This is a genomic window from Lacticaseibacillus boliensis (genome assembly GCF_054784775.1).
Genome location: NZ_BAAIHN010000007.1, coordinates 77,486 through 98,398, shown reverse-complemented (window position 1 = coordinate 98,398; position 20,913 = coordinate 77,486). Strand labels below are relative to the sequence as shown.

The window sequence follows — 20,913 nt, the reverse complement described above, 5'->3', positions numbered from 1 at the left end:
TCGTTGAGAGCCAATTTCAGCAGGTGCATACCAGTCAATATCGCCATTCCAATATTCCGGTTTTGCCGTGCTTGGGGTTCCCCCTCCAATAATCGAAGCCACATCCCCAAGCTTACGCTGTTCCCAATCGTCAGTGAATCCTTTGAAACGAATGGTCGGAATGAGCCTCTGGTTTCCTCGATCTTTACTCATAGTCTAGAACTCCCTTCAGGTCATCGAGGAGCTTCTGATCAGCCAAATCGGTCACTACCAAATCTGCCATCATTTCCTTCAATTCGGTGTTAAGCTTGGCTTCTTCTTCTGAAATAGACTTCATGTCAGCAAGCAGTGCCGCCGTATCAATTGGTGCCTCTTCTTCAAAAGTATCCACATATCGCGGAATGTTTAAGTTGTAGTCGTTTTCTTGGATTTCAGCTAACGGAGCAAGGTGCGCATATTTATCAACATCCTTGCGCGTCAAATAGGTTTCAACGATCTTGTTGATATCCTCTTCACGCAATCGATTACTGTTTTTTTGCTTCTCAAAGCCCTTGGACGCATCGATAATCATCACATCGTCTGATGAACGGTTCTTCTCTAACATCATGATGATTGTTGGAATACTGGTATTGGTAAAAATCTTCTCTGGCAGCCCAATAATCCCAGCAATATTGTGATTGTCTAACAGTGCTTGCCGAATTTTTCCTTCCGCGGCCCCTCGGAACAAAACGCCGTGTGGTAACACAATCGCCATACGACCATCAGCTTTCAAGTGATAAAGGCTGTGTAACAAGAAGGCATAATCCGCCTTAGTCTTCGGCGCCACACCGAACTTGAACCGAGGGTCGTCCTCTCGGTTTTGATTGTCCCAGTGTTGCGAATACGGTGGGTTGGCCATTACGGCATCAAACATCCGCGGGTTATCCACCCCTTCAATAACGCCATCCGGCCAGTCGTTGTTCAGCGTATCCGCATTGCGCAAGTTGATATCATTATATTCAACGCCATGCATCATCAAGTTCATGCGGGCAAGGTTGAAGGTCGTCGTGATCAGCTCTTGTCCGTAATACTTGATCGCACCACGCACCCCGGCGTTACGCATATATGACGCCGTGGTCAGAAGCAACGAGCCGGACCCCAGTGCAGGGTCATAGAGACTGTATTCCTCAACATTTTCACGGCCAGAGGTCAGAATACGCGCCATGATATCTGAAACTTGGTGCGGCGTATAGAACTCCCCGGCCTTTGCACCGGAGTTTGCGGCAAACATCCCAATCAAATACTCATAGAGATCGCCGAGCACATCCGCGTTGTCGTCCAGTTCGATCTTATCCATCAACTCGATCCAACTCATCATTGTTGCCGTCCGCGTCTGTGCATTTGCGCCAAGCCGCGAAGACGTCAAATCCATGTCGGCAAAGATCCCAGCAAAATCATGCTTAGCGTCCGGACTTACCCCTTGGTCAAAATGAAGCAAGGCGTCTGCCACCATGGTCACATTGAACTTATCTTCATCGATGGCCGTCTTCCAGTCATCGAACATATCACCAGGCTGAATCACATACCCCAGATTGCGTTGCATAAACTCGGCAGCCTTCCCCGCATCTTGTGCCCATACATTCGCCCAGGTCTCACCACGGAGCACGCTTGTTAGCCACTTCTCTGCTTTCTCAGATAAGAACTTGTAGAACATCACACCGAAGACATAGTTCTGATACTGTGACGGCTCAATCTTACCCCGAGTGTCATTCAAGGTTTTCCAGATCAGTGCTTCTCTTTCGTGCGTTAACGCCATCGTGTTACCCCCTATTTGTTGGCTCAAGAGTGATTCTCTGAGCATTTGTTTTCATACTGATTATACAGAGAATTCGGTGGAGTTTCAGGGTAAGTTTCCAATATAGGATGCTTTCTGGACAAATAGTAGCCGCATAAAGAATACATAGATCTTTGTCAAATAGGATGAAACCTATTATTTATCATGAGATAATGGAACAGTTTCTCACCCTACATCATCTTGTAGAACACTTGCCACATCATTGTGATGACATATTTTTCAATTGCTGGTAAATCTGATATTGTCCAGATCAAGATGGATACCCCAATATCAACATACTAACAACACTGTCCACCATGGCGACATCAACCTTCCAGAAAGGACATACGCCAACTGGATTATCGCGGCTAGGAGCGTAGGCTTGATTCACCGGCATCTGCTGGAGCAGATTAGGTACTGCACCCGTCTGGAACATCAGACCCGATTCCGCTACTATTAGCGTGCAGCGATTCACCAGTTACACAGACCCCCCAAAAAATCATCGGCTTAGTCAAAAAAATCCCTGCCTGATTAGGCTTTTACAGCCCAAACTTGGCGGGGATTTTGGCGGGGAACGTAATAATTTCCCCGCCAGTCATATCCTTTGCATCTCCCGAAAACGCCGTTAAATCAACATTCCGGACTCAATTAACATGTACCTTTTATTCCCATTCAACCGTTGCCGGCGGCTTGGAGGTAATATCATACACTACCCGATTAATATGCCCAACTTCGTTAACGATCCGCGCGGAGATCTTCTGCAAGACTTCCCAATCGATACGAGCAAAGTCCGCGGTCATCCCGTCGATACTGGTGATAGCCCGAATAGCGATCGTGTAATCGTAGGTCCGGCCGTCGCCCATGACGCCGACAGAGCGGAACCCTGGCAAGACGGTGAAGTATTGCCAGATGGATTCGTCTAAGCCGGCTTTCTTGATTTCATCACGCAAAACCGCGTCGGATTCGCGAACGATTTCGAGCTTGTCTTCGGTGACTTCACCAAGAACCCGGATTCCAAGACCTGGGCCTGGGAACGGCTGGCGCCACACGAGTTCGTGCGGGATCCCGAGGCGTTCGCCAAGTTCGCGGGCTTCGTCTTTGAACAGCTTGTTCAGCGGTTCGATCAACTTGAACTTCAAGTCGTCTGGCAAGCCGCCGACGTTGTGGTGCGACTTGATGGTCTGCGCGGTATCGGTACCGGATTCAACCACGTCGGTGTACAACGTGCCTTGCGCCAAGTATTCGATGCCGTGCAACTTGCGGGCTTCAGCGTTGAAGACTTCGATGAAGTCGCGGCCGATGATCTTACGCTTTTGTTCCGGATCAGTGACGCCTTTGAGATCGCCCAAGAAGCGTTCGTGAGCATCAACCTTGATGATCTTGACCCCGAGGCCTTTGCCCAGAGATTCCATCACTTGGTCGGCTTCGTTCTTGCGCAACAGGCCGTGATCGACGAAGATCGCGGTCAGCTGAGACCCGATCGCCTTGTTCAACAGCGCCGCAACAACGGAAGAATCGACCCCACCGGACAAGCCGAGCAGGACCTTCTTATCGCCAACTTCATTGCGGATGGCTTCGATCTGCTGGTCGATGAAGTCGCCCATGTTCCAGTTGGCTTCAGCGTTGCAGACGTCGAAGGCAAAATGATGCAGGATCTCATGGCCGTACTTCGTGTGTTGGACTTCAGCGTGGAACTGGATGCCGTAGAACTTGCGCTCGTCGTCAGCCATCGCTGAGATCGGGCAGTTGTCGCTGGTGGCCGTTGCGTGGAAGCCGGCTGGGGCTTCACGCACCAGGTCCCCGTGGCTCATCCACACGGTCTGCTTCTTTGGCAAGCCTTCGAAGATGACCGCGTTGTCATCGGTGACGGTGATGTTGACCTTGCCGTATTCACGGTTGTCCGCCGGCTCCACCTTGCCGCCGAGACGCTGAGCCATCAGCTGCATGCCGTAGCAGACACCTAAGATCGGAATGCCAAGCTTGAAGATGTCTTCATCGACACCTAATGCGCCTTCGTCATAAACTGAGTTCGGGCCGCCAGAGAAAATGATCCCTTTTGGCGCGATTGCTTTCACTTCCGCAGCCGTGATCGTGTGCGGCTTCAGTTCGGAGTAAACCCCGAATTCCCGAATGCGCCGCGTGATCAACTGGTTGTATTGACTCCCATAATCAAGCACGATGATCTTGTCGTAATCTTGGTTTGCCAAGCTTTTCCACGCTCCCATTTCTTGTATTGCACTAATTCTACTGATAAATCGGCTTGCGGTCAATCTGCGATGAGAACTTTCCCATCAACGCTTGCCGCGTATGAAAAAACAGGCAAACCACACCGGCTTACCTGCTTGGATCAGAACTTACGCAACGACACTTGGTCGATCACATGGTTAGTGGTCTTATGTAAGATCACGTCTGCGCGATTTTTGGTCGGCAAGATGTACTCGTTGAGGTTGACCAAGTTGACCTTGTCCCAGACGTCGCGCGCCATGGCGAACGCTTCTTGGCGATCCCCGATGGCGTATTGATAATAGTAGTTCGTCGGGTCGGTGAACGCGGTGTCGAGCAACATCCCGAAGCGCTCGAGATACCACTGCTCGATCAAGTTGGGATCTGCGTCGACGTACAGCGAGAAGTCGAAGTAGTCGCTGGCGTAGATTGCCTGCTTGCTCGGCAGCTGCAAGACGTTGATCCCTTCGACGATCAAGATGTCCGGATGGTCGATGACCTCTTCTTCGCCTGGCACGATGTCATAGATCTGGTGCGAATACTTAGGCGCCCGCACGACGCCTTGGTTGTTCTTCACGTTGTTCAAGAAGTGGATCAAGAGATCCATGTCGTAGCTTTCCGGGAACCCTTTGCGCTCCAGGATCCCGCGCCGTTCGAGCTCAGCGTTGGGATACAGAAAACCATCGGTGGTGATCAACTGCACGCGCTTGTCTGGATACGCCCGCGACAACATCAGCTGCAACAGGCGGGCGGTGGTGCTTTTACCCACCGCAACAGACCCGGCGATGCCGATGATGAACGGGTGGTTGTAGTCGTGTTCTCCCATGAACTGGCTGAGGTCATATTCCGCGGTTTGATAATCGCGATACCGCACATGGATCAGATGCCGCAGAGGGCTGTAGATGTCTTTGACATCTTGCATGCTGACGACATCGTTCAGCGATTGTAGCTGATCGAGTTCAGCATCGGTGACCGATGCGAAGTTGCGTGTGTGAAAAGTCGCCCACTCCCAGCGCGGGAAGACGTAATAGTTCATTCGAGATTCCATGACAAATTCTCCAGTCGGGCCGTCCAGTTAGCCGGCGTGTTTCTTATTATTCTGCTGGATAGCTTGCGCCTGATCGAACAGCGGACAACCAACATCCCCACAAGACTTGCACCCGTCGCCTTTTTGCTTTCGAAAGAAACGGTTGTAGATGACGATGCCTACCGCTGCAAAAATGATCACCGCAATAATGAGTGTTGCCATCAGCAATTCCTCCTATGTTAGCACTTTCAACCCTGCCGTTGCAAGGCGCTCAGGCTAATTCCGGTGCGGCGGCGTGCTCGCGTTTGATGAATAAGCCAAACCCGATCACCGCCAGCGCCACAACTGCCAATCCTAAACCTAACGGCGTCGTCGTTCCGGCGATCACAGCGCCGATCTGGTTAACGATCGTGGCGACCATGTAAGCCACCGCGCACTGATAGCCGACCGCATACCATGTCCAACGCGTGTCGCCGAATTCTTTATACATCGTCCCGATCGACGCAAAACACGGCGCACACAGCAGGTTAAACACCAAGAACGCGTAACCCGCCATCGGGGCGTATGCCGCACGCAGTTGGCTTTCAAAACTCGCCATGCTGCCACCGCCAAACGCGACGCGGAAGGTGCCGACACAATTTTCCTTGGCGATCAAGCCAGAGAAGATCGCGGCAGTCGCCCGCCAATCCCCGATGCCAAGCGGGGCAAACACCGGCGCGATCACACCGCAGATGGTACGCAAGATGCTGTGGTTTTGATCGACCATCTGCAGGCGGAAGTTGAAGTTGGCCAAGAACCATAACAGCACGCACGACGCGAAGATCAGCGTCCCGGCCTTGTAAACAAAGGCCCGGCTACGGCTGTATACCGAACGCACGATGTTGGCCGCTTTGGGCAAGTGGTACGCCGGCAGTTCCATGACAAACGGTGACGGCGGGCCGGCAAACAGCCGCGTTTTTTTCAAAAAGATGCCGGAGCCGATCACCGCCATGATCCCGATGAAATACGCGCTTGGCGCCACCCAAGACTGGCCCGGGAAGAAGGTCCCAGAGATCAGCGCAATCACTGTCAGCTTGGCAGAACAGGGCATGAATGTCGTCAACATGATGCTCATGCGCCGGTCTTGCTTGGATTCGATCGTGCGTGTCGCCATGATACCAGGCACCCCGCAGCCGGTCGCGATCAGCATCGGGATGAAGGCCTTCCCCGATAGGTTAAACTTATGGAAGATTCGATCCATCACAAACGCGATGCGCGCCATGTAGCCGCAGTCTTCCAGCATCCCCAGACACAAGAACAACATCATGATTTGCGGCAAGAAGCCGAGGATCGACCCGACCCCACCGATGATCCCGTCGACGATCAGACTTTGTAGCCAAGGTGCGACCTGCCAGCTTTGCAAGGCGCCGGTCGCCAAGTGTGGCAACCAGCTGCCAAACACTGTGTCGTTGAGCCAATCCGAACCGATGGTGCCGACAGTTTGGATCGATAAGTAGTACACCGCCCACATCACCGCGGCAAAAATCGGTAACGCTAGCCAGCGGTTGGTGACGATCCGGTCGATGCGGTCCGACGCGCTTTCGGAGAAGTCTTCTTTGTCCACGACGCTCATCGCGATCACGCGCGCGATGAAATCATACCGCGCGTTGACGATGATCGAATCGCTGCTATCCCCGAATAAGTCTTCAGCGGTGGCAATCGTTTTTTCGATGTCTTCTTGCTGCTTGGCAGACAAGGCGACTTGCTTGACCACCTCAGGATCCCGCTCGAACAGCTTGATGGCATACCAGCGCCGCTGGCTTTCAGGATATTCGCTGAGCTGGTCTTTAATCAGACTCAGTGCCGACTCCACCCGTGGGTCGTATTCGGGAAAAGGATACGTGCCACACTCGGGGTCGCGGTCCAGCATCTTAGCCACCAGATCGTCGACATGCGTGCCGTTCATCGCACTGATGCCGATCACCGGAACTCCCAAGGCGTAGCTCAACTTGTGGAGGTTGATCTCGCGATTTTTCTGTTTGGCGAGCACATCCATCATGTTCAGCGCCAAAATCAGCGGCCGCCCGGTTTCCATCACCTGCAAGGTCAGATACAAGTTACGTTCCAAGTTCGTGGCGTCGACCACGTTGAGCACCCGCGACAAGTCGCCTTCCAATAAGAAGTTTCGCGTCACGATTTCTTCTGACGTGTACGGCGACAGCGAATAAGTCCCCGGCAGGTCTTGGATGACGACCTGCTTATTTTGGCGCAGGCGGCCGGCTTTGCGCTCGACGGTGACGCCAGGCCAGTTACCGATCGCCTGCTTGGCGCCGGTCAACGCGTTGAACAGCGTGGTTTTGCCAGAATTCGGGTTACCGACCAATGCTAACGTTGCTTCAGGCATCTCCGCCCACCTCCTCGACAAGGATCGCTTCCGCATCCGCCTTGCGGATGCTGAGCTTGTAACCGCGCACGACCAGCTCCAGCGGGTCTCCCAACGGCGCAACGTTGTAGACCTTGATTAAGGTGCCACGGGTCAAGCCCATGTCCATCAAGCGATGCCGCAACGCCGCTTCACCGTTCAGCTGGGCGACGATGCCTTGTTGGTGAACCTTGAATTCTGCCAGCGGCTTGGCGTTTTCAGAAGCGACTGCGTTATACGGGCGCACCTTGATCTGGCCGGCGATCTCACCAGACATCGCCAGGCGCTGCCCTTGAAAATACACCAGCATCCCGGAATCCCCGCTGGCGGTTTGAATCACCGTCAGCCGCTTGCCCGGCAACAGGCCAAGCTCGGCAAGGTGTTTATTGAGGCGATCGCGGCCGGTGACAGCCATGATGATGTAGTCGCCCGTATGACGCAATTCCGTCAATGTCTCCATAAGCGTCGCCTCCGTAGTCTCATAGTATTTTCATAATACCGTGTTTACCCGAAAAAGTATCTGTTTTCATCCCGAAAACACGGCTCCGCACAAAAAGTCGCCGGCTGTGCACAATCTTTCTCACAGATTAAAACAATTCCAATTGCTGTTTTTCATCTTCTAGTAGGTTCTGCTTGGGATTGTGGTGCAGTCCGGACGGCGTGCGCGCCAGTCAGATATGGCTGGAACGGCGCGAGGCGCTCAGAAGCTAACTCAGGCAAAGCCTGAGTGGATCTTCTTCGACGCCTTTGTTGTAAGCGGCAAGCCGCTAACAACAATCTCGCGCCTGAGCCATATCTGACTTCCGCACACCCCGTCCTCACATTTGTGTTCTAATTCAGCAGAAGCGCCAGTTTCTAAGCTACCAGAAACCGATCACAGCAAGATAAGAATTTATCCGCTGATATTCGCCAAACACGTTATCTGCGGTTAACTCAATCTGCTTATCAAACTAAAAATCCTGCCACGCAAAATCTACGGTGCAGGCAAAAGTGACGGAAGCAGGTCGGGCTGACGTGGTGGCATCGTTGTTGGCGACTTGTCGCCATACAATCAGCGCAGGTGAAGATCCACTCGAAGCAAAGCTTCGAGTTAGCTTCATCGAGCACCGCCTCCACGACAGCTCGACTTGACGGAGTCGCTTTTGCCTGCACCCGCCAGCGACAGCCACTCCGCCAACAAACCGCACCAAAAAAGACGAACCGCAATGGCTCGCCTTTCTTAACGACTTATAAACTGACTTTGGGTACGAGTTGGCGGCGCGCCTTGTTGGCTTGGCGGCGCTGGTCGTAGCCGGCATGCAGGCTGGCACTTTCCTCGTCATCAGGTTCGAGACTTGGTAACGGCTTGTCTGTCGTCGACACGAACGTGGAAAACGCGTAGCCGGCGAGATAGCGCTCGCCGGTATCGAGGTTTTCGCCAACCATCTTCGTGAAGACTTCCAGTGACTTGTGGCCGACGCCGGTCACGACACTGAGATACATCAACGCGTGGCCGAGAGACACCGGCTTGAGGTACACCATCGAATCGACGCTACCGGTCACCAGCTCGCGCCGGGCAAGCCGGTGAGCCGCGATCGACGCGCTTTCATCCAACCAGGCCAAGGTCTGGCCGCCGAAAAGGCTGTCGTGCTCGTTCATCTGACCCTGAAAAATACGATGGGTCGTGATCGCTTTGGTTTCAGACATTAACATTAACAATAACTCTTTTCGTTAGATTTCCCTGAATTATTCGCCGGTCGCATATAACGTTGCCGGCACCTGGGCCAACAACGGTGACAGCTCCGGTGTCGCCAGAATCGTCAAACGGTGCATTGCCCGGCTGGCGATCGTGTACAGCAACTCACGCTCGTCTTCTTCATGGAAGAAGTGCTTGTTGGCCTGCCACAACACGACAGCGTCAAACTCCAGCCCTTTGGCCAGATAAGACGGCACGACGATCACCCCAGCCGCCAAGCGCTGATTCTCCGAACGGATCAGCGTCGCGGCATGACCAGCGTCTTTCATCAGCTGATAGACGTGTTCCGCTTCTTCCAGCGTCTTGGCGATCACTGCCGTGGTTTGCTTGGCGGCATCGTTGGTCGCCAGTTGCGTCAGCAGATCCCCCACCAGCGTCGCTTCATCCGGCCGCACCGTGATCGTCGGCAGCGGTCCTTGGCGGTTGAACGCGTCGATCTGTTGTCCGGAGCGCAAGATCGCCTTGGTGAAGTCGGTGACCTGCTTGGTCGAGCGATACGATTGCGTGAGCTGAATCACCCGCGTTTTGTCCGGATTGAAGAGTTTGGAAACATCTTGGATCAGCGTATGGGAGTCCGACTTGGTGAAAATGGCCTGGTTCAAATCGCCGAGCAAGGTGAACTTGGCCTTGGGGAAACTCTTGCGCAAGTAGGCCAGCTGATACGGTGTGTAGTCTTGGATCTCGTCGATGAAGACATAGCGCATGTCGCGCTCGCCGTGGCGGCCGGTCATCAGGTCGTACAGATGCAGATACGGCGTCGCGTCTGCCATCGCCAGCCGGCGCTGCTTGAATTCGTTCAAGAAGTCCTCGACATCATCTTGCCAAGCGGCTTCATCGAGGCCAAAAGCGCTCAAGTCGACGTACTTGCCGGCGTTTTTCAAGAAGGCGAGGTATTGTCCGCGCACGTTCAAGAAGTGGTTGCGCGCGATCGCCAGGCGAATCTCTTTGAAAGCATCTGTGACGATCTTGCGCGCGTAGAAGCGATACTCGTCGTCAGAGTTCTTGAACTCTTCCGGGCCGCTTGCCTGCAACTCGCGGATCCGCTCTGCAGACAGGTCTTCGACCATATCTTGGACCCACTTGGCCTTCATCGTCGATTCGACCTTGCGATTCAACATGTTGACCAAGCGCTCCTTGGTCGCGTTCAACCGGTTGCCGAGATGGTAATTGGCGTTGAATGAATAGAAAATATCGCGGATCCGCTGCTTGGAGAAGAACACTTCCCCTTGGAAACGGATATCGCGGAACTTCATCCCTGAGGCTTCGAGGCTGGCCGCATAAGCCGCCGTCGCGTTGAAAAACGCGAGGCTACCTTTGAGCTTGGCGACTTGCTTTTGCGCCGGAGTCTGCACGACTTCAAACTGCGAAAAGAGGTTTTGGACCTCGATGTTTGGCACCCGCCGCGTCACGTATTGATAATACGTGAACTGCACCATATTCTGCTCGCCCAACTCCGGCAAGACGTTGCCAATGTAATCGGAGAACAGCTGGTTGGGGCTGAACATGATCACCTGGCTGGCGTTCAAATTGCCGCGATAGCGATACAGTAAGTAAGCGACACGCTGCAACACCGCAGAAGTTTTCCCTGAACCGGCGGCCCCTTGAACGAACAACAGCTCGGCCTTGGTGTCACGGATGATCTGGTTTTGCTCGCGCTGGATCGTCGTGACGATGCTCTTCATCTGCGTGTCGGACTTCTCACCCAACACCTCCAGCAACATCTGGTCACCGATGGTTTCGGTGGTGTCAAACATCGTCTGGATCTTGCCATTGGCGATCACAAACTGTCGCTTCAGGCTGACATCGACGGTTTGCGGCCCGTCCGGCGTCTGGTAGGTCACATGGCCCAAGCCGCCGTCGTAATAAATCGAACTGATCGGGGCACGCCAATCATAGATCAAAAACTTGCCTGCTTCGTCGGTGAAAGAGCCTAGTCCGATGTAGATCGTCTCTGGCTTTTCCTTTCCTTCTTGAAAATCGATCCGCGCAAAATACGGATTGATCTGCAGGCGCTGCACCGTTTTGAGTTGGGCGCTCGACTGTTGCCAAGAATTGGCGCGCTCGTCGAGCATCTGTTGTTGTTGCTGAATGGAAGCGGCCGTTTCGATGGTCTCAGCATCGTTACTCAAGTTGATGGAAAAATCGTTGAAGAAGTTCTTGTTCAGCGACTTCTCTTCGGCTTTGGTGCGGTCGATTTCAGCCCGCAAACGCTTGTCGGCAACGCCGAGTTCATCCATGATGCCGTCGAGATGATGCTGTTCGTATTGTTGCTCTTTATCCACTGGCACATCCTCCATATCTACAACAAAATAATCGTTGTAATATAGTACCACTTTTAAGGAAGTTTCTCAATCTCGCTCACAACTTGTGGTAAACTACCGATAGATTCTAGGGAGGAAAAAAATGCAAAGCCTATCATTGTTGATCGTCTTGTTTGCGGCGTTGGCCATCCCGTTGGTGATGGCGAAATTCAACATCACCAGCACCCCCACCGCTGTCGCTGAAATCGTCACTGGTATTGTCTTGGGCAAAAGCGTCTTAGGCGTCGTCGCCAACACCAGCGTCTTGGCCGAACTGGCGAGCCTCGGGGTAATCGTGTTGATGTTTCTTTCCGGGATGGAAATCGACTTCAGTTTATTCAAACCGCAATCCAAAGATCCCAAGATCGGGCCGGCCAAGTTGGCGATCTTCGCTTACGCCAGCATTGTGGTCGTGGCGGCGATCTTCGCCACCATCTTACAAGTCACCGGCTTCTTCTCCCACGCGGTATTTGCGACGATCGTTTACAGCACGGTGGCACTAGGCGTTGTCATCGCCGCCCTCAAGGAAAAAGAGCTGCTGTCCAAACCCTTTGGGCAAACCATGTTGCTGATCGCTGCGCTTGGGGAGCTGATCCCGTTGATCAGCCTGACCGTTTACGCGTCGATCAACGGCTCGTCAAGCAAAAGCGTGTGGTGGCTGCTGGCGATTTTTGCCGTTGCCATCTTCTTGTTGATGCGCTTCCGCAAGCCATATCAGGTCTTCGCCCGCATCGACAAGGCGACCACGCAACTGGACATTCGCCTGGCGTTTTTCCTGATCATCACCTTGGTGACCGTCGCTGAAACCGTTGGCGCTGAAAACATCTTGGGCGCGTTTCTCGCCGGCATCGTCATGAAGCTGTTGCGGCCGCGCGAAGAGACCCAAGACAAGCTGACCAGTCTGGGATACGGCTTCTTCATCCCGATCTTTTTCATCATGACCGGCGTGAAGATCAACCTGCGCACCTTGCTGGCAGATCCGCGGGCGGTGGCCCTGATCCCGATCTTGTTGATCGGCTTTTTCCTCGCCAAAAGCCTGCTGGTTTTCATCTTACAACTGCGCTTCAAACGCACCAACGCCGTCGCCGGCACCTTCTTGATCTCGACGACCATCACGCTGGTGGTTCCTGCCTTGACGATCGGGCGCGATCTGGGCATCGTCTCCAGCCAGCAGTCCGGCGCCTTTACGCTGGCGGCGATCATCACCTGCATCTTCAGCCCGATCTTGTTCAATCGCTTCTATCGCGCTGAGCAAGAAGACTTTAAGAAAACCGTCGTCCACTTCATTGGCACCAACCTGCTGACGGTGCCGATCGCCCAACAACTCTCCCGTGGCCTGTACGATATCACGATGTTCACCGACGACCCCGCCAAATATGGCACCTACAACTCCGAAGTGAACGTGAAGCTGATGCCCGCCTTTTCCCAAGGGGCGCTGACCGAAGCTGGGGCTTATGACGCCGATGTCGTCATGCTGGCCTACTTCGACCACGACAAGAACTTCGAGCTCGCGCAATGGGCGCTGGCGGCCAAGGTTCCACGGATCATCGCCCGCTTCGAATCCAAAAACGTCCAAAATCCGCGCTATGAAGAACTGCGTGCCGCTGGTGTCGAAGTCTACAACACGATCGACGCCTCGATCTCCTTGTTGCGGTCTTTGATCGAAACCCCATCGACGTTGAAAATCCTCGATGACACCAACGCCGGGATCTTTGAAATCACCGTCAACAACCGCCGCTACACCGGCATGGAAATCAAGAACCTGCCGTTTGTCAACGACATCACGATTTCTCAGATCTACCGTGATCGCCAATTCATCGCCCCGCACGGCGACACCCAGATCCACCTCGGCGATCACATCATCTTTTCCGGCGACAAAGCCGCTGTCGGTGAGATCCGTCAGCAGTTGGAGAAACTGAACTAATGTTGCTGAACACGGGGAAAGCGGTTTCGGTGTCAATTTATCTTCAAATTTTTAGTCTGATTGTTATCTACTTACGATAACTTGCGAATATTCTAAGCAATTAAACCTTAGTTGATCTATAAGTATGAGACAATCATCGCACACAAGTAGTTTACCTTAGCAATAACTTCCACAGAGGCAATTACAAACAAATTTAATTGGGGGAACGTATTATGGGGATATCTGACATCTTTCGGGGTAAGGAGTTTAAGTCCGAGATTGAAAAACTTCGGAATGAGAATGCAACCCTTCGACAACAAGCAGAACTTAAGTTATCGGCTCAACAAATGAAACCTTCAGAATTAGCGCAACTCATCAAGGATAGACAAGCCGAGCTTTCAGAGTTAGAAGCGCGCATTGCCAATGAAACCACTGATCATCGAACTCGAATTTCCAACCTAAACGCAACTGAGGAGCAACTCAAGGCAGATGCGCAGGGACTTCAAGACAAGATCAATTCCCTTAAGCTTGAGCTTGGCGAATATGACGATCAGGCAAATATGGCAACCTATGGCTTATACGTGCCTCGATACGATTTTGCAACCTCTCTCGGGTATAAAGATCAACTTCAACTGGTACGAAACAGCCAAAAACAGCTGATAAAGCAGGAAATTGCCTTCACAATTTTTACCCCGATGACGCTGAATGATTCCGTCACCAAGGGACATGCTATGCAAAAGAAAAATGGTAAACAATTAATTCGCTCGTTCAACGTTGAATGTGAAGCCGCAATAAACAAGGTTACCTACTCAAACTTCGACCGTATCGCAACACGAATTCAAAAATCGTTCGACCAGCTCAACAAACTGAATGATCCAAATGGTGTCCGCCTGACTTCTGATTACCTCGAAAGTAAGTTAGATGAACTTCATCTGGCATATGAATATGAAACAAAAAAGCAAGACGAAAAAGACGCTTTGCGCGAGCAACGCGAACGCGAACGGGAAGAAAAACAAGCCCAAAAGCAGATTCAAACTGCCCAAAAGAAACTTGATAAAGATCTTGATCACTACAAAAAAGCCTTTATTGAACTACAAGAGAAGCTTGCTACTCTCGAAGGAACCGATCGTGACGCCGTTCAACTAAGTATGAAAGAACTTCAATCCAATATTGAAAAAGCTGAGGCAGACAAAAAGGACTTAGATTACCGTCAAAAAAACGCAACGGCTGGATATGTTTATATCATCTCTAATGTTGGTTCTTTTGGCCCCGATGTTGTAAAGATCGGTGTCACTCGTCGCCTCGATCCAATGGAACGTGTATCCGAACTAGGATCAGCGTCTGTCCCTTTCAAATTTGACGTTCACGCCCTCATTTTTTCTTACGATGCATACGCACTCGAAGCTGAGCTCCATCAACGCTTTGATTCCCAACGGGTAAACAAAGTGAATAATCGCAAAGAATATTTCAAGGTACCCATTATGGAAATCGAAAAGGTTCTCGAAGAGTACAAGGATCTTACTATTGATTTCACTGAAGTTCCGGATGCACCAGAATTTAGGGAATCTCTCGCAATTGAAGCAAAATAATCTCCTCGCCATGTGTGGAGTGCTCTGCATGTAACAAGGACAACGTCCAGAAAACTGATTGACGAAAGAAGCTGAAACGTAGGGGAACAAATATGAAAAAGTGGATTAAATTGGGACTGGCCTTTATTGTTGCAGTTAGTTTGGGTGCGCCAATTGCAGAAAGTCTATCATACAGCCAACCAACGCTGGTACAAGCCACGAAGAAGAAATACACTGAAAAACACGTTGCAAAGTTAAAACTGGGTATGACGGAAAAGCAGGTTAAGAAGTTACTTGGTGTAGCTCATGCTAAAAGATCAACGACTTGGATCTACACTTCCACAGGTTCTGTCTCTGGAGGACGCGTTTATTTCAAAAAAGGTAAGGTCTCAGGGGGAACCATCGGAACATTATCCAAACAAGCAAACACAAAGTCTAATAACTCGAAGGCTAAGAAGGTTGCACCAATTAATGCCGCCATTTCCAAATCTTTAACAGAGGATCAGGGATTCGCTAACGGCACACTCGACGAAAATGGTAATCCCACACAAAGCGGTACTCCGAACAGTTCCTACGACTGGTCAACATACGTAATTAGTATTAAAGTATCAAAATCGGGCAACTCATACAAAGTCACTGGACAAGTAAATTCTAAGATTGCGGCACTCACCGATAGCTCAAAAAAAGAACTGGCTATCCATATCCAGAGCCTTGCACTTTCCACATTAGCGGAGCTTAATAAGGCATCCGACGAAGCACTCACCGAAGGCTTGTTCACTGATATTAAGTCTGGAAAGCTTGCTGTCGCACAGTCCCATTTAACTGACTACAAAGAGATTCGAGTATACTAAGTCTTTTGTCAAATATACAACCGGGTGTAGGTCCGGAGCAGAGCTATCCCGCTTCCTTCCGCAGAACAGCAGACACCATCCAGTTTCGGCGCAAGACCTTTGTGGAAGTGCTACAATAATAATAATTTATGAAAGCGGTGATTTTTGATGAAACAAGGAACCACGATCATCACCTTGGACAACGGCTACCACTTGTGGACCAACACCCAAGGTCAAGGCGACATTCATCTGCTGTGCCTCCATGGTGGCCCTGGCGGTACGCATGAATACTGGGAAAACTTCGGCGAAGAACTCGCCGACCTTGGTGTTCAAGTCCATATGTATGACCAGCTGGGCAGCTTTTACTCCGACCAGCCGGACTACTCCGATCCAGAAAATCAGAAGTATCTCACCACCGACTACTTCCTCGATGAAGTCGAAGAAGTCCGCCAAAAGCTCGGTCTCGATAACTTCTATCTGATCGGTCAAAGCTGGGGCGGCGCCCTCGTGCAGCTGTACGCGTTGAAGTATGGCAAGCATCTCAAAGGCGCGATCATCTCCAGCATGGTCGACAACATCAACGAATACCTCGAACACGTCGAACTCTGCCGTGAAGAGGCCTTGCCACCTTCAGCCGTTCGCTACATGAAGAAGATCGAAGCAGAAGGCAAATGGGACGACGCCCAATATCAAAAGTATGTTGACGTGTTAAACGCCGGCTACGTCGATCGCAAGCAACCACCTGCCATCAGTCACCTGATCTCGACGATGGCGACCGATGTCTATGGCGCCTTCCAAGGCGACAACGAATTCGTCGTCACCGGCAAGCTCAAAGACTGGGATATTCGCGATCAGATCCACAACATCACGGTGCCGACCTTGTTGACCTTTGGTGAACATGAAACGATGCCAATGAAGTCGGCCCAACGCATGGCAGAAGACATCCCCCATGCCCGCCTGGTCACCACGCCAGACGGCGGTCACCACCACATGATCGATAACGCCCCGGTTTACTTCGCGCACTTGAAGCAATTTATTCGAGACGTCGAAACCGGCAACTTCAACGATTAACAAAAAGAGTCGAAGCGGCATGATGCCGCTTCGGCTCTTTTTTAATTCATTGTGTGTTCGTCCGGATATGTTTGATCCTGATATTTTTCTGCCAACGCACGGGTCAAATAGTAGTTGTCGCCGACCCACGCCCCTGCACCATAAGCGGTTTCCAACACCGGCTGCGACTGCCCGTCAAGATTACGCGTGACGACCCGATAATAACCGCCATCACCGGCAGATTGATACCAGCCCTGGACGTTGATATACGCGACCCCATCACTGTCTTTATAATTTGACGCGGCGCCCCAACTCATCTTGGACAGATCAGAATTACTGTTGGCTGATTCCATCAAGGCTTTGTCTTCCGCTGTGCGCTCGCTGGCTTGATACACTGGTTCAGGCTTGCCATTGTCTATGTTTATCGAATTGGCGGTGATGGTCAGCGTATGCACCGCTTGATCATCTACAGAATAGCTATACCAGGTATGCTGATACTGCTGGTCAAACACAACGGCATGGCTGGTCGACTCTGTGGCTGTCGGCTGGCTGCTACTACTGGACTGTGATGATGACACGACCTGGCGACTCGAACTGGATGCTTGCGAACTTGAACTCGAATCCGCCGTCAATAAATCTGGCGTCTTGCCGGCGACGATCTGCTTGAAGCCGCTGGTCAAGTCGTGATTGGTCGTTTCCGTCATCTTCAATAAGCCATCGTCCAGACCAGTTTGGCTGACCCAGACGTGCGTGGTGCCGTCGGCGGTCACCTCAAATAAGTACAAGATCTTGTCAGCATCGTCAGCATCTACCGCAACGATGTTGGCCGCGGTGGTCGAACCCGCTGTCGCTTTAGGCAACCAGTTGACCTTGGTGGCCTTATCCCCGAAGCGCACGCGCTTGTTTTGGCGAATATAAGTCGATAGATCGATGTCGTTCCAAGACGTGCTGGTCTTGGTCGTCACTGCCGTGTAGTTTTGCTGCATCTTCACGCCAAACTCACCCATGAAGGTTTCCAGCCGCTGGGCCTTAGCGGAAGACCAGGCCAGCTTCTTTGTCGGCGCTTGGACGACCTTGCTGGTTTTGCTACTGTTTGAATCTGTTTTTGACGCCGGTGCCGCTTTTTGTTGGCAGCCTGCCAACACCCCAGAAGCGAGCACAACCAGCGCCAGTTTACCCCAAAGTCTCAATTTTCTTACCTCTTTTTCTACCGTCGTCTCCGATTTGCGTGGCGCTTGGCAAGCACCATAACCGCAGAAGACTAGTTGGCCGAATTTTGTACCATCTGTTGCCACTTCTTATTCATCGCGGTTCCTCCCTTTTTCTTCCTACTTTTAGTTTAGCATACTGAGAGCGCTTTTTAAGCAATCCATATGCTACCCTGGAGGCAAACGAATCGGAGGGACTCCACATGAAAACAGTCACCGTTTATCTCGTGCGCCATGGGCAGAAATGACCCATGGCGCAATCTCGATACGTTCGATCTGAGTTGTCTTCCTTTTGACCCACTGATAGATGACAGCACCATTGGAAATGTTATATTGCCGAGCTAGTTGAGAGTAAGCCATGCCACCGGCAAGGTATGCCTGGACTACTTCAAGCATGAGTTCTTCAGAATATGCTTGATGAAGGCGCCTGCTTAGTGCAGCCACCCCACCAGCATCATAACGTTCTACCCACTGAGCAATCTGTGAGTCATGAACACCATACTTTTTCCGGATGGTATTGGCCGCCATCCCATTCTTCACTAAACTAATATAGAAGCGCTTCTCTTTCGCGCTGTATCTTGAACCTTTTCGGCCCATAAAAAATACTCCTTCCTTAGCAGGCAAGCTTTGATTATTTGCTTGTCTACCTTGGCAGGAGTATACCCAGCGGAATCATGCCGCTTCGGCTCTTTTTTAATTCATTGTGTGTTCGTCTGGATATTTTTGATCCTGATATTTCTCTGCCAACGCACGGGTCAAATAGTAGTTGCTATCGACCCACATCCCTGCACCAGAAGCGGTTTCCAACACCGGCTGCGACTGCCCGTCAAGATTGCGCGTGGCGATTCGATAATAGCCGCCAGCGCCTGCGGTTTGATACCAACCCCGGACGTTGATGTACGAGACCCCATCAGTATCTTTGAGATTCATCGCGGCGCCCCAACTCATTTTAGCTTGATCAGGCGGGTTGCCAGCATCGGTGCTTTGCAGGTAGGCCTTGTCCGCCGCTGTCCGCTCGTTGATCGAATACACAGGCTGAGGCGTGCCGTTATCCATGATTATCGAGTTAGCAGCAAAAGTCTGCGTATGCACCTTATGATCATATGCAGAATAACTATACCAGGTGTGCTGATACTGCTGGTCAAACACGACGGCATGATTGGTCGACTTGGTGGTCGTCGATTGGCTACTACTACTGCTGGACTGCGAAGAGGATGCAACTTGGCGACTCGAGCTGGAGGCTTGCGAACTCGAACTTGAACTAGAATCCGTCGCCAATAGGCTTGGCGTCTTGCCGGCGACGATCTGTTTGAAGCCACTGGTCAAGTCGTGATTGGTCGTTTCCTTCATCTGCAATAAGCCATCGTCCAGGCCGGTTTCGCTGACCCAGACGTGCGCGGTGCCATCGGCGGTCACCTCAAATAAGTATAAGATCTTGTCAGCATCGTCAGCATCCACCGCAACGATGTTGGCCGCGGTGGTCGAACCCGCCGTCGCTTTAGGCAACCAGTTGACCTTGGTGGCCTTATCCCCGAAGCGCACGCGCTTGTTTTGACGGATATAAGTCGATAGATCGATGTCGTTCCAAGACGTACTGGTCTTGGTCGTCACTGCCGTGTAGTTTTGCTGCATCTTCACGCCAAACTCACCCATGAAGGTTTCCAGCCGCTGGGCCTTAGCAGAAGACCAGGCCAGCTTCTTTGTCGGCGCTTGGACGACCTTGCTGGTTTTGCTACTGCTTGAATCTGCTTTTGACGCCGGTGCCGCTTTTTGTTGGCAGCCTGCCAACACCCCAGAAGCGACTATAACCAGCGCCAGTTTACCCCAAAGTCTCATTCTCTTACCTCTTTTCCTACCGTCGTCTACGATTTGCGTGGCGCTTGGCCAGCACCATGCGTAGATCATAAACCCCGATCAATACAAAAATCAATGCCGCAACCACCGCACCTGCCGGATACTTATCCCACAGCCGATAAACCACATATCCGCCGCCGGCGAGCGCCACGACCGCAGAACCCAGCCAATAGCCGCCGGAGCCAGCCGCAGAAGACTGGTTGGCCGAGTTTTGTACCATCTGTTGCCACTTCTTATTCATCGCGGTTCCTCCCTTTTTCTTCCTACTTTAAGTTTAGCATACTGAGAGCGCTTTTTAAGCAATCCATGTGCTACACTGGAGGCAAACGAATCGGAGGGACTCCACATGAAAACAGTCACCGTTTATCTCGTGCGCCATGGGCAGACATGGTTCAACCTTTTCAACAAAATGCAAGGTTGGTCGGACTCGCCGCTAACAGACAAAGGCATCGCAGACGCTGAACGTGCCGGCAAACTGCTCAGCCACATCACCTTCACCCATGCGTATTCCAGTGACACCATGCGCGCGTCCAACACCGCCAGAACCATCTTGAGCAAGAACATGAACACCAACGTCGAGCTCACCATCACGCCGTTTTTCCGTGAACAATTCTATGGGTATTATGAAGGCGAAGACTCTGCCAAGACTTGGTACGCGGTCGGTGCCCCACACGGCACCCCGTCATTCAAAGAAATCGTCGCCAAATACGGCGTCGACGCATCTAAAGATTTCACCCACGACGCGGATCCCTTCGGCGCCGCAGAAGATGCGCTGACGTACTGGAACCGCCTGCAAAAAGGCTTCAAGCTTCTGCGCCAGCAAAACCAACACGGCGACAATGTCTTGCTGGTCAGCCACGGCACGACCATCCGCAGCATCGTCGACAAGTTTGGCAAACAAGACGGCTTTACCGTCCTCGAATCTCCGCTCAACGGCTCGATTTCCAAGATCGCCTTGACCGATGAAGGCGTCAAAGTCTTGTCTTACAACCAAACCGAACTATAACCGGTCAAAAAGACCC

At 51.9% G+C, this 20,913-nt stretch carries 17 protein-coding genes and 1 pseudogene; 5 read left to right on the top strand and 13 right to left on the bottom strand.

Going from position 1 to position 20,913, the window contains the following annotated elements; all coding sequences use genetic code 11:
* From ACYVRB_RS05015 to helD, 9 genes and pseudogenes are all read right to left on the bottom strand, one after another.
* The coding region (locus ACYVRB_RS05015) for a restriction endonuclease subunit S (RefSeq protein WP_461213946.1) at positions 1 to 192 on the bottom strand (192 nt) is incomplete at its 3' end.
* Entirely contained in the window at positions 185 to 1,774 is a 1,590-nt protein-coding gene (locus ACYVRB_RS05010; RefSeq protein ID WP_203634043.1) for a type I restriction-modification system subunit M, read from the bottom strand. The genes ACYVRB_RS05010 and ACYVRB_RS05015, both read right to left, overlap by 8 nt.
* Before the next feature lie 680 nt (positions 1,775 to 2,454).
* Positions 2,455 to 4,017, bottom strand: a complete 1,563-nt coding sequence (gene guaA / locus ACYVRB_RS05005) for a glutamine-hydrolyzing GMP synthase (protein ID WP_461213944.1) — start codon at positions 4,015 to 4,017, stop codon at positions 2,455 to 2,457.
* A 122-nt stretch (positions 4,018 to 4,139) separates the two neighbouring features.
* On the bottom strand, positions 4,140 to 5,063 hold the full coding sequence (gene coaA / locus ACYVRB_RS05000; protein ID WP_461213943.1) for a type I pantothenate kinase: 924 nt from the start codon (positions 5,061 to 5,063) through the stop codon (positions 4,140 to 4,142).
* 27 nt (positions 5,064 to 5,090) lie between these two features.
* Entirely contained in the window at positions 5,091 to 5,264 is a 174-nt protein-coding gene (locus ACYVRB_RS04995; RefSeq protein WP_461213942.1) for a FeoB-associated Cys-rich membrane protein, read from the bottom strand.
* A gap of 195 nt (positions 5,265 to 5,459) precedes the next feature.
* Positions 5,460 to 7,425 (bottom strand): annotated as a pseudogene (feoB, locus tag ACYVRB_RS04990) (ferrous iron transport protein B); the annotation flags it as partial.
* Positions 7,418 to 7,903 carry a FeoA family protein gene (locus ACYVRB_RS04985; protein WP_461213941.1) on the bottom strand — a complete coding sequence of 162 codons (486 nt, stop codon included), beginning with the start codon at positions 7,901 to 7,903 and terminating at the stop codon, positions 7,418 to 7,420. The pseudogene feoB and the gene ACYVRB_RS04985, both read right to left, overlap by 8 nt.
* A gap of 767 nt (positions 7,904 to 8,670) precedes the next feature.
* Positions 8,671 to 9,135, bottom strand: a complete 465-nt coding sequence (locus ACYVRB_RS04980) for an acyl-CoA thioesterase (protein ID WP_461213939.1) — start codon at positions 9,133 to 9,135, stop codon at positions 8,671 to 8,673.
* Positions 9,136 to 9,168: 33 nt separating this feature from the next.
* Entirely contained in the window at positions 9,169 to 11,460 is a 2,292-nt protein-coding gene (gene helD / locus ACYVRB_RS04975; RefSeq protein WP_461213938.1) for an RNA polymerase recycling motor HelD, read from the bottom strand.
* A gap of 121 nt (positions 11,461 to 11,581) precedes the next feature.
* Between helD and ACYVRB_RS04970 the strand changes: the two genes are divergently transcribed.
* The 4 genes from ACYVRB_RS04970 to ACYVRB_RS04955 all read left to right on the top strand — a co-directional run bounded on the left by ACYVRB_RS04970 (position 11,582) and on the right by ACYVRB_RS04955 (position 16,850).
* Complete coding sequence (locus ACYVRB_RS04970) at positions 11,582 to 13,402, top strand: monovalent cation:proton antiporter family protein (RefSeq protein ID WP_461213936.1); 1,821 nt, start codon at positions 11,582 to 11,584, stop codon at positions 13,400 to 13,402.
* Between the two features lie 212 nt (positions 13,403 to 13,614).
* Positions 13,615 to 14,970, top strand: coding sequence for a DUF4041 domain-containing protein (locus ACYVRB_RS04965; protein ID WP_461213935.1), 1,356 nt, complete (start codon positions 13,615 to 13,617; stop codon positions 14,968 to 14,970).
* 92 nt (positions 14,971 to 15,062) lie between these two features.
* Positions 15,063 to 15,800 carry a hypothetical protein gene (locus tag ACYVRB_RS04960; RefSeq protein ID WP_461213933.1) on the top strand — a complete coding sequence of 246 codons (738 nt, stop codon included), beginning with the start codon at positions 15,063 to 15,065 and terminating at the stop codon, positions 15,798 to 15,800.
* A 147-nt stretch (positions 15,801 to 15,947) separates the two neighbouring features.
* The gene (locus tag ACYVRB_RS04955) at positions 15,948 to 16,850 is read left to right on the top strand and encodes a proline-specific peptidase family protein (RefSeq protein WP_461213932.1); all 903 of its coding nucleotides are present in this window, start codon (positions 15,948 to 15,950) and stop codon (positions 16,848 to 16,850) included.
* Positions 16,851 to 16,891: 41 nt separating this feature from the next.
* On the opposite strand, the gene ACYVRB_RS04950 is transcribed toward ACYVRB_RS04955, so the two are convergent.
* The 4 genes from ACYVRB_RS04950 to ACYVRB_RS04935 form a co-directional block, all read right to left on the bottom strand.
* Positions 16,892 to 18,019, bottom strand: a complete 1,128-nt coding sequence (locus tag ACYVRB_RS04950) for a DUF4767 domain-containing protein (RefSeq protein ID WP_461213931.1) — start codon at positions 18,017 to 18,019, stop codon at positions 16,892 to 16,894.
* A 231-nt stretch (positions 18,020 to 18,250) separates the two neighbouring features.
* On the bottom strand, positions 18,251 to 18,634 hold the full coding sequence (locus ACYVRB_RS04945; RefSeq protein ID WP_461213930.1) for a transposase: 384 nt from the start codon (positions 18,632 to 18,634) through the stop codon (positions 18,251 to 18,253).
* Positions 18,635 to 18,730: 96 nt separating this feature from the next.
* The gene (locus tag ACYVRB_RS04940) at positions 18,731 to 19,873 is read right to left on the bottom strand and encodes a DUF4767 domain-containing protein (protein ID WP_461213929.1); all 1,143 of its coding nucleotides are present in this window, start codon (positions 19,871 to 19,873) and stop codon (positions 18,731 to 18,733) included.
* Positions 19,874 to 19,889: 16 nt separating this feature from the next.
* The gene (locus tag ACYVRB_RS04935) at positions 19,890 to 20,132 is read right to left on the bottom strand and encodes a hypothetical protein (RefSeq protein WP_461213928.1); all 243 of its coding nucleotides are present in this window, start codon (positions 20,130 to 20,132) and stop codon (positions 19,890 to 19,892) included.
* A gap of 105 nt (positions 20,133 to 20,237) precedes the next feature.
* On the opposite strand from ACYVRB_RS04935, the gene ACYVRB_RS04930 reads away from it, so the two are divergent.
* The gene (locus ACYVRB_RS04930; RefSeq protein WP_461213927.1) at positions 20,238 to 20,897 is read left to right on the top strand and encodes a histidine phosphatase family protein; all 660 of its coding nucleotides are present in this window, start codon (positions 20,238 to 20,240) and stop codon (positions 20,895 to 20,897) included.
* The last annotated feature ends 16 nt before the right edge of the window (positions 20,898 to 20,913 follow it).

Excerpts from the sequence above, each read along its gene's own strand:
- ACYVRB_RS04970 (WP_461213936.1), top strand. The coding sequence starts at position 11,582 with ATGCAAAGCCTATCATTGTTGATCGTCTTGTTTGCGGCGTTGGCCATC.
- ACYVRB_RS04955 (WP_461213932.1), top strand. The coding sequence starts at position 15,948 with ATGAAACAAGGAACCACGATCATCACCTTGGACAACGGCTACCACTTG.
- guaA (WP_461213944.1), bottom strand. The coding sequence starts at position 4,017 with ATGGGAGCGTGGAAAAGCTTGGCAAACCAAGATTACGACAAGATCATC.
- ACYVRB_RS04945 (WP_461213930.1), bottom strand. The coding sequence starts at position 18,634 with ATGGGCCGAAAAGGTTCAAGATACAGCGCGAAAGAGAAGCGCTTCTAT.
- ACYVRB_RS04930 (WP_461213927.1), top strand. The coding sequence starts at position 20,238 with ATGAAAACAGTCACCGTTTATCTCGTGCGCCATGGGCAGACATGGTTC.
- ACYVRB_RS04995 (WP_461213942.1), bottom strand. The coding sequence starts at position 5,264 with ATGGCAACACTCATTATTGCGGTGATCATTTTTGCAGCGGTAGGCATC.
- ACYVRB_RS04960 (WP_461213933.1), top strand. The coding sequence starts at position 15,063 with ATGAAAAAGTGGATTAAATTGGGACTGGCCTTTATTGTTGCAGTTAGT.
- ACYVRB_RS04980 (WP_461213939.1), bottom strand. The coding sequence starts at position 9,135 with ATGTTAATGTCTGAAACCAAAGCGATCACGACCCATCGTATTTTTCAG.
- ACYVRB_RS04985 (WP_461213941.1), bottom strand. The coding sequence starts at position 7,903 with ATGGAGACATTGACGGAATTGCGTCATACGGGCGACTACATCATCATG.
- ACYVRB_RS05010 (WP_203634043.1), bottom strand. The coding sequence starts at position 1,774 with ATGGCGTTAACGCACGAAAGAGAAGCACTGATCTGGAAAACCTTGAAT.
- ACYVRB_RS04940 (WP_461213929.1), bottom strand. The coding sequence starts at position 19,873 with ATGAGACTTTGGGGTAAACTGGCGCTGGTTATAGTCGCTTCTGGGGTG.
- ACYVRB_RS04965 (WP_461213935.1), top strand. The coding sequence starts at position 13,615 with ATGGGGATATCTGACATCTTTCGGGGTAAGGAGTTTAAGTCCGAGATT.
- coaA (WP_461213943.1), bottom strand. The coding sequence starts at position 5,063 with ATGGAATCTCGAATGAACTATTACGTCTTCCCGCGCTGGGAGTGGGCG.
- ACYVRB_RS04935 (WP_461213928.1), bottom strand. The coding sequence starts at position 20,132 with ATGAATAAGAAGTGGCAACAGATGGTACAAAACTCGGCCAACCAGTCT.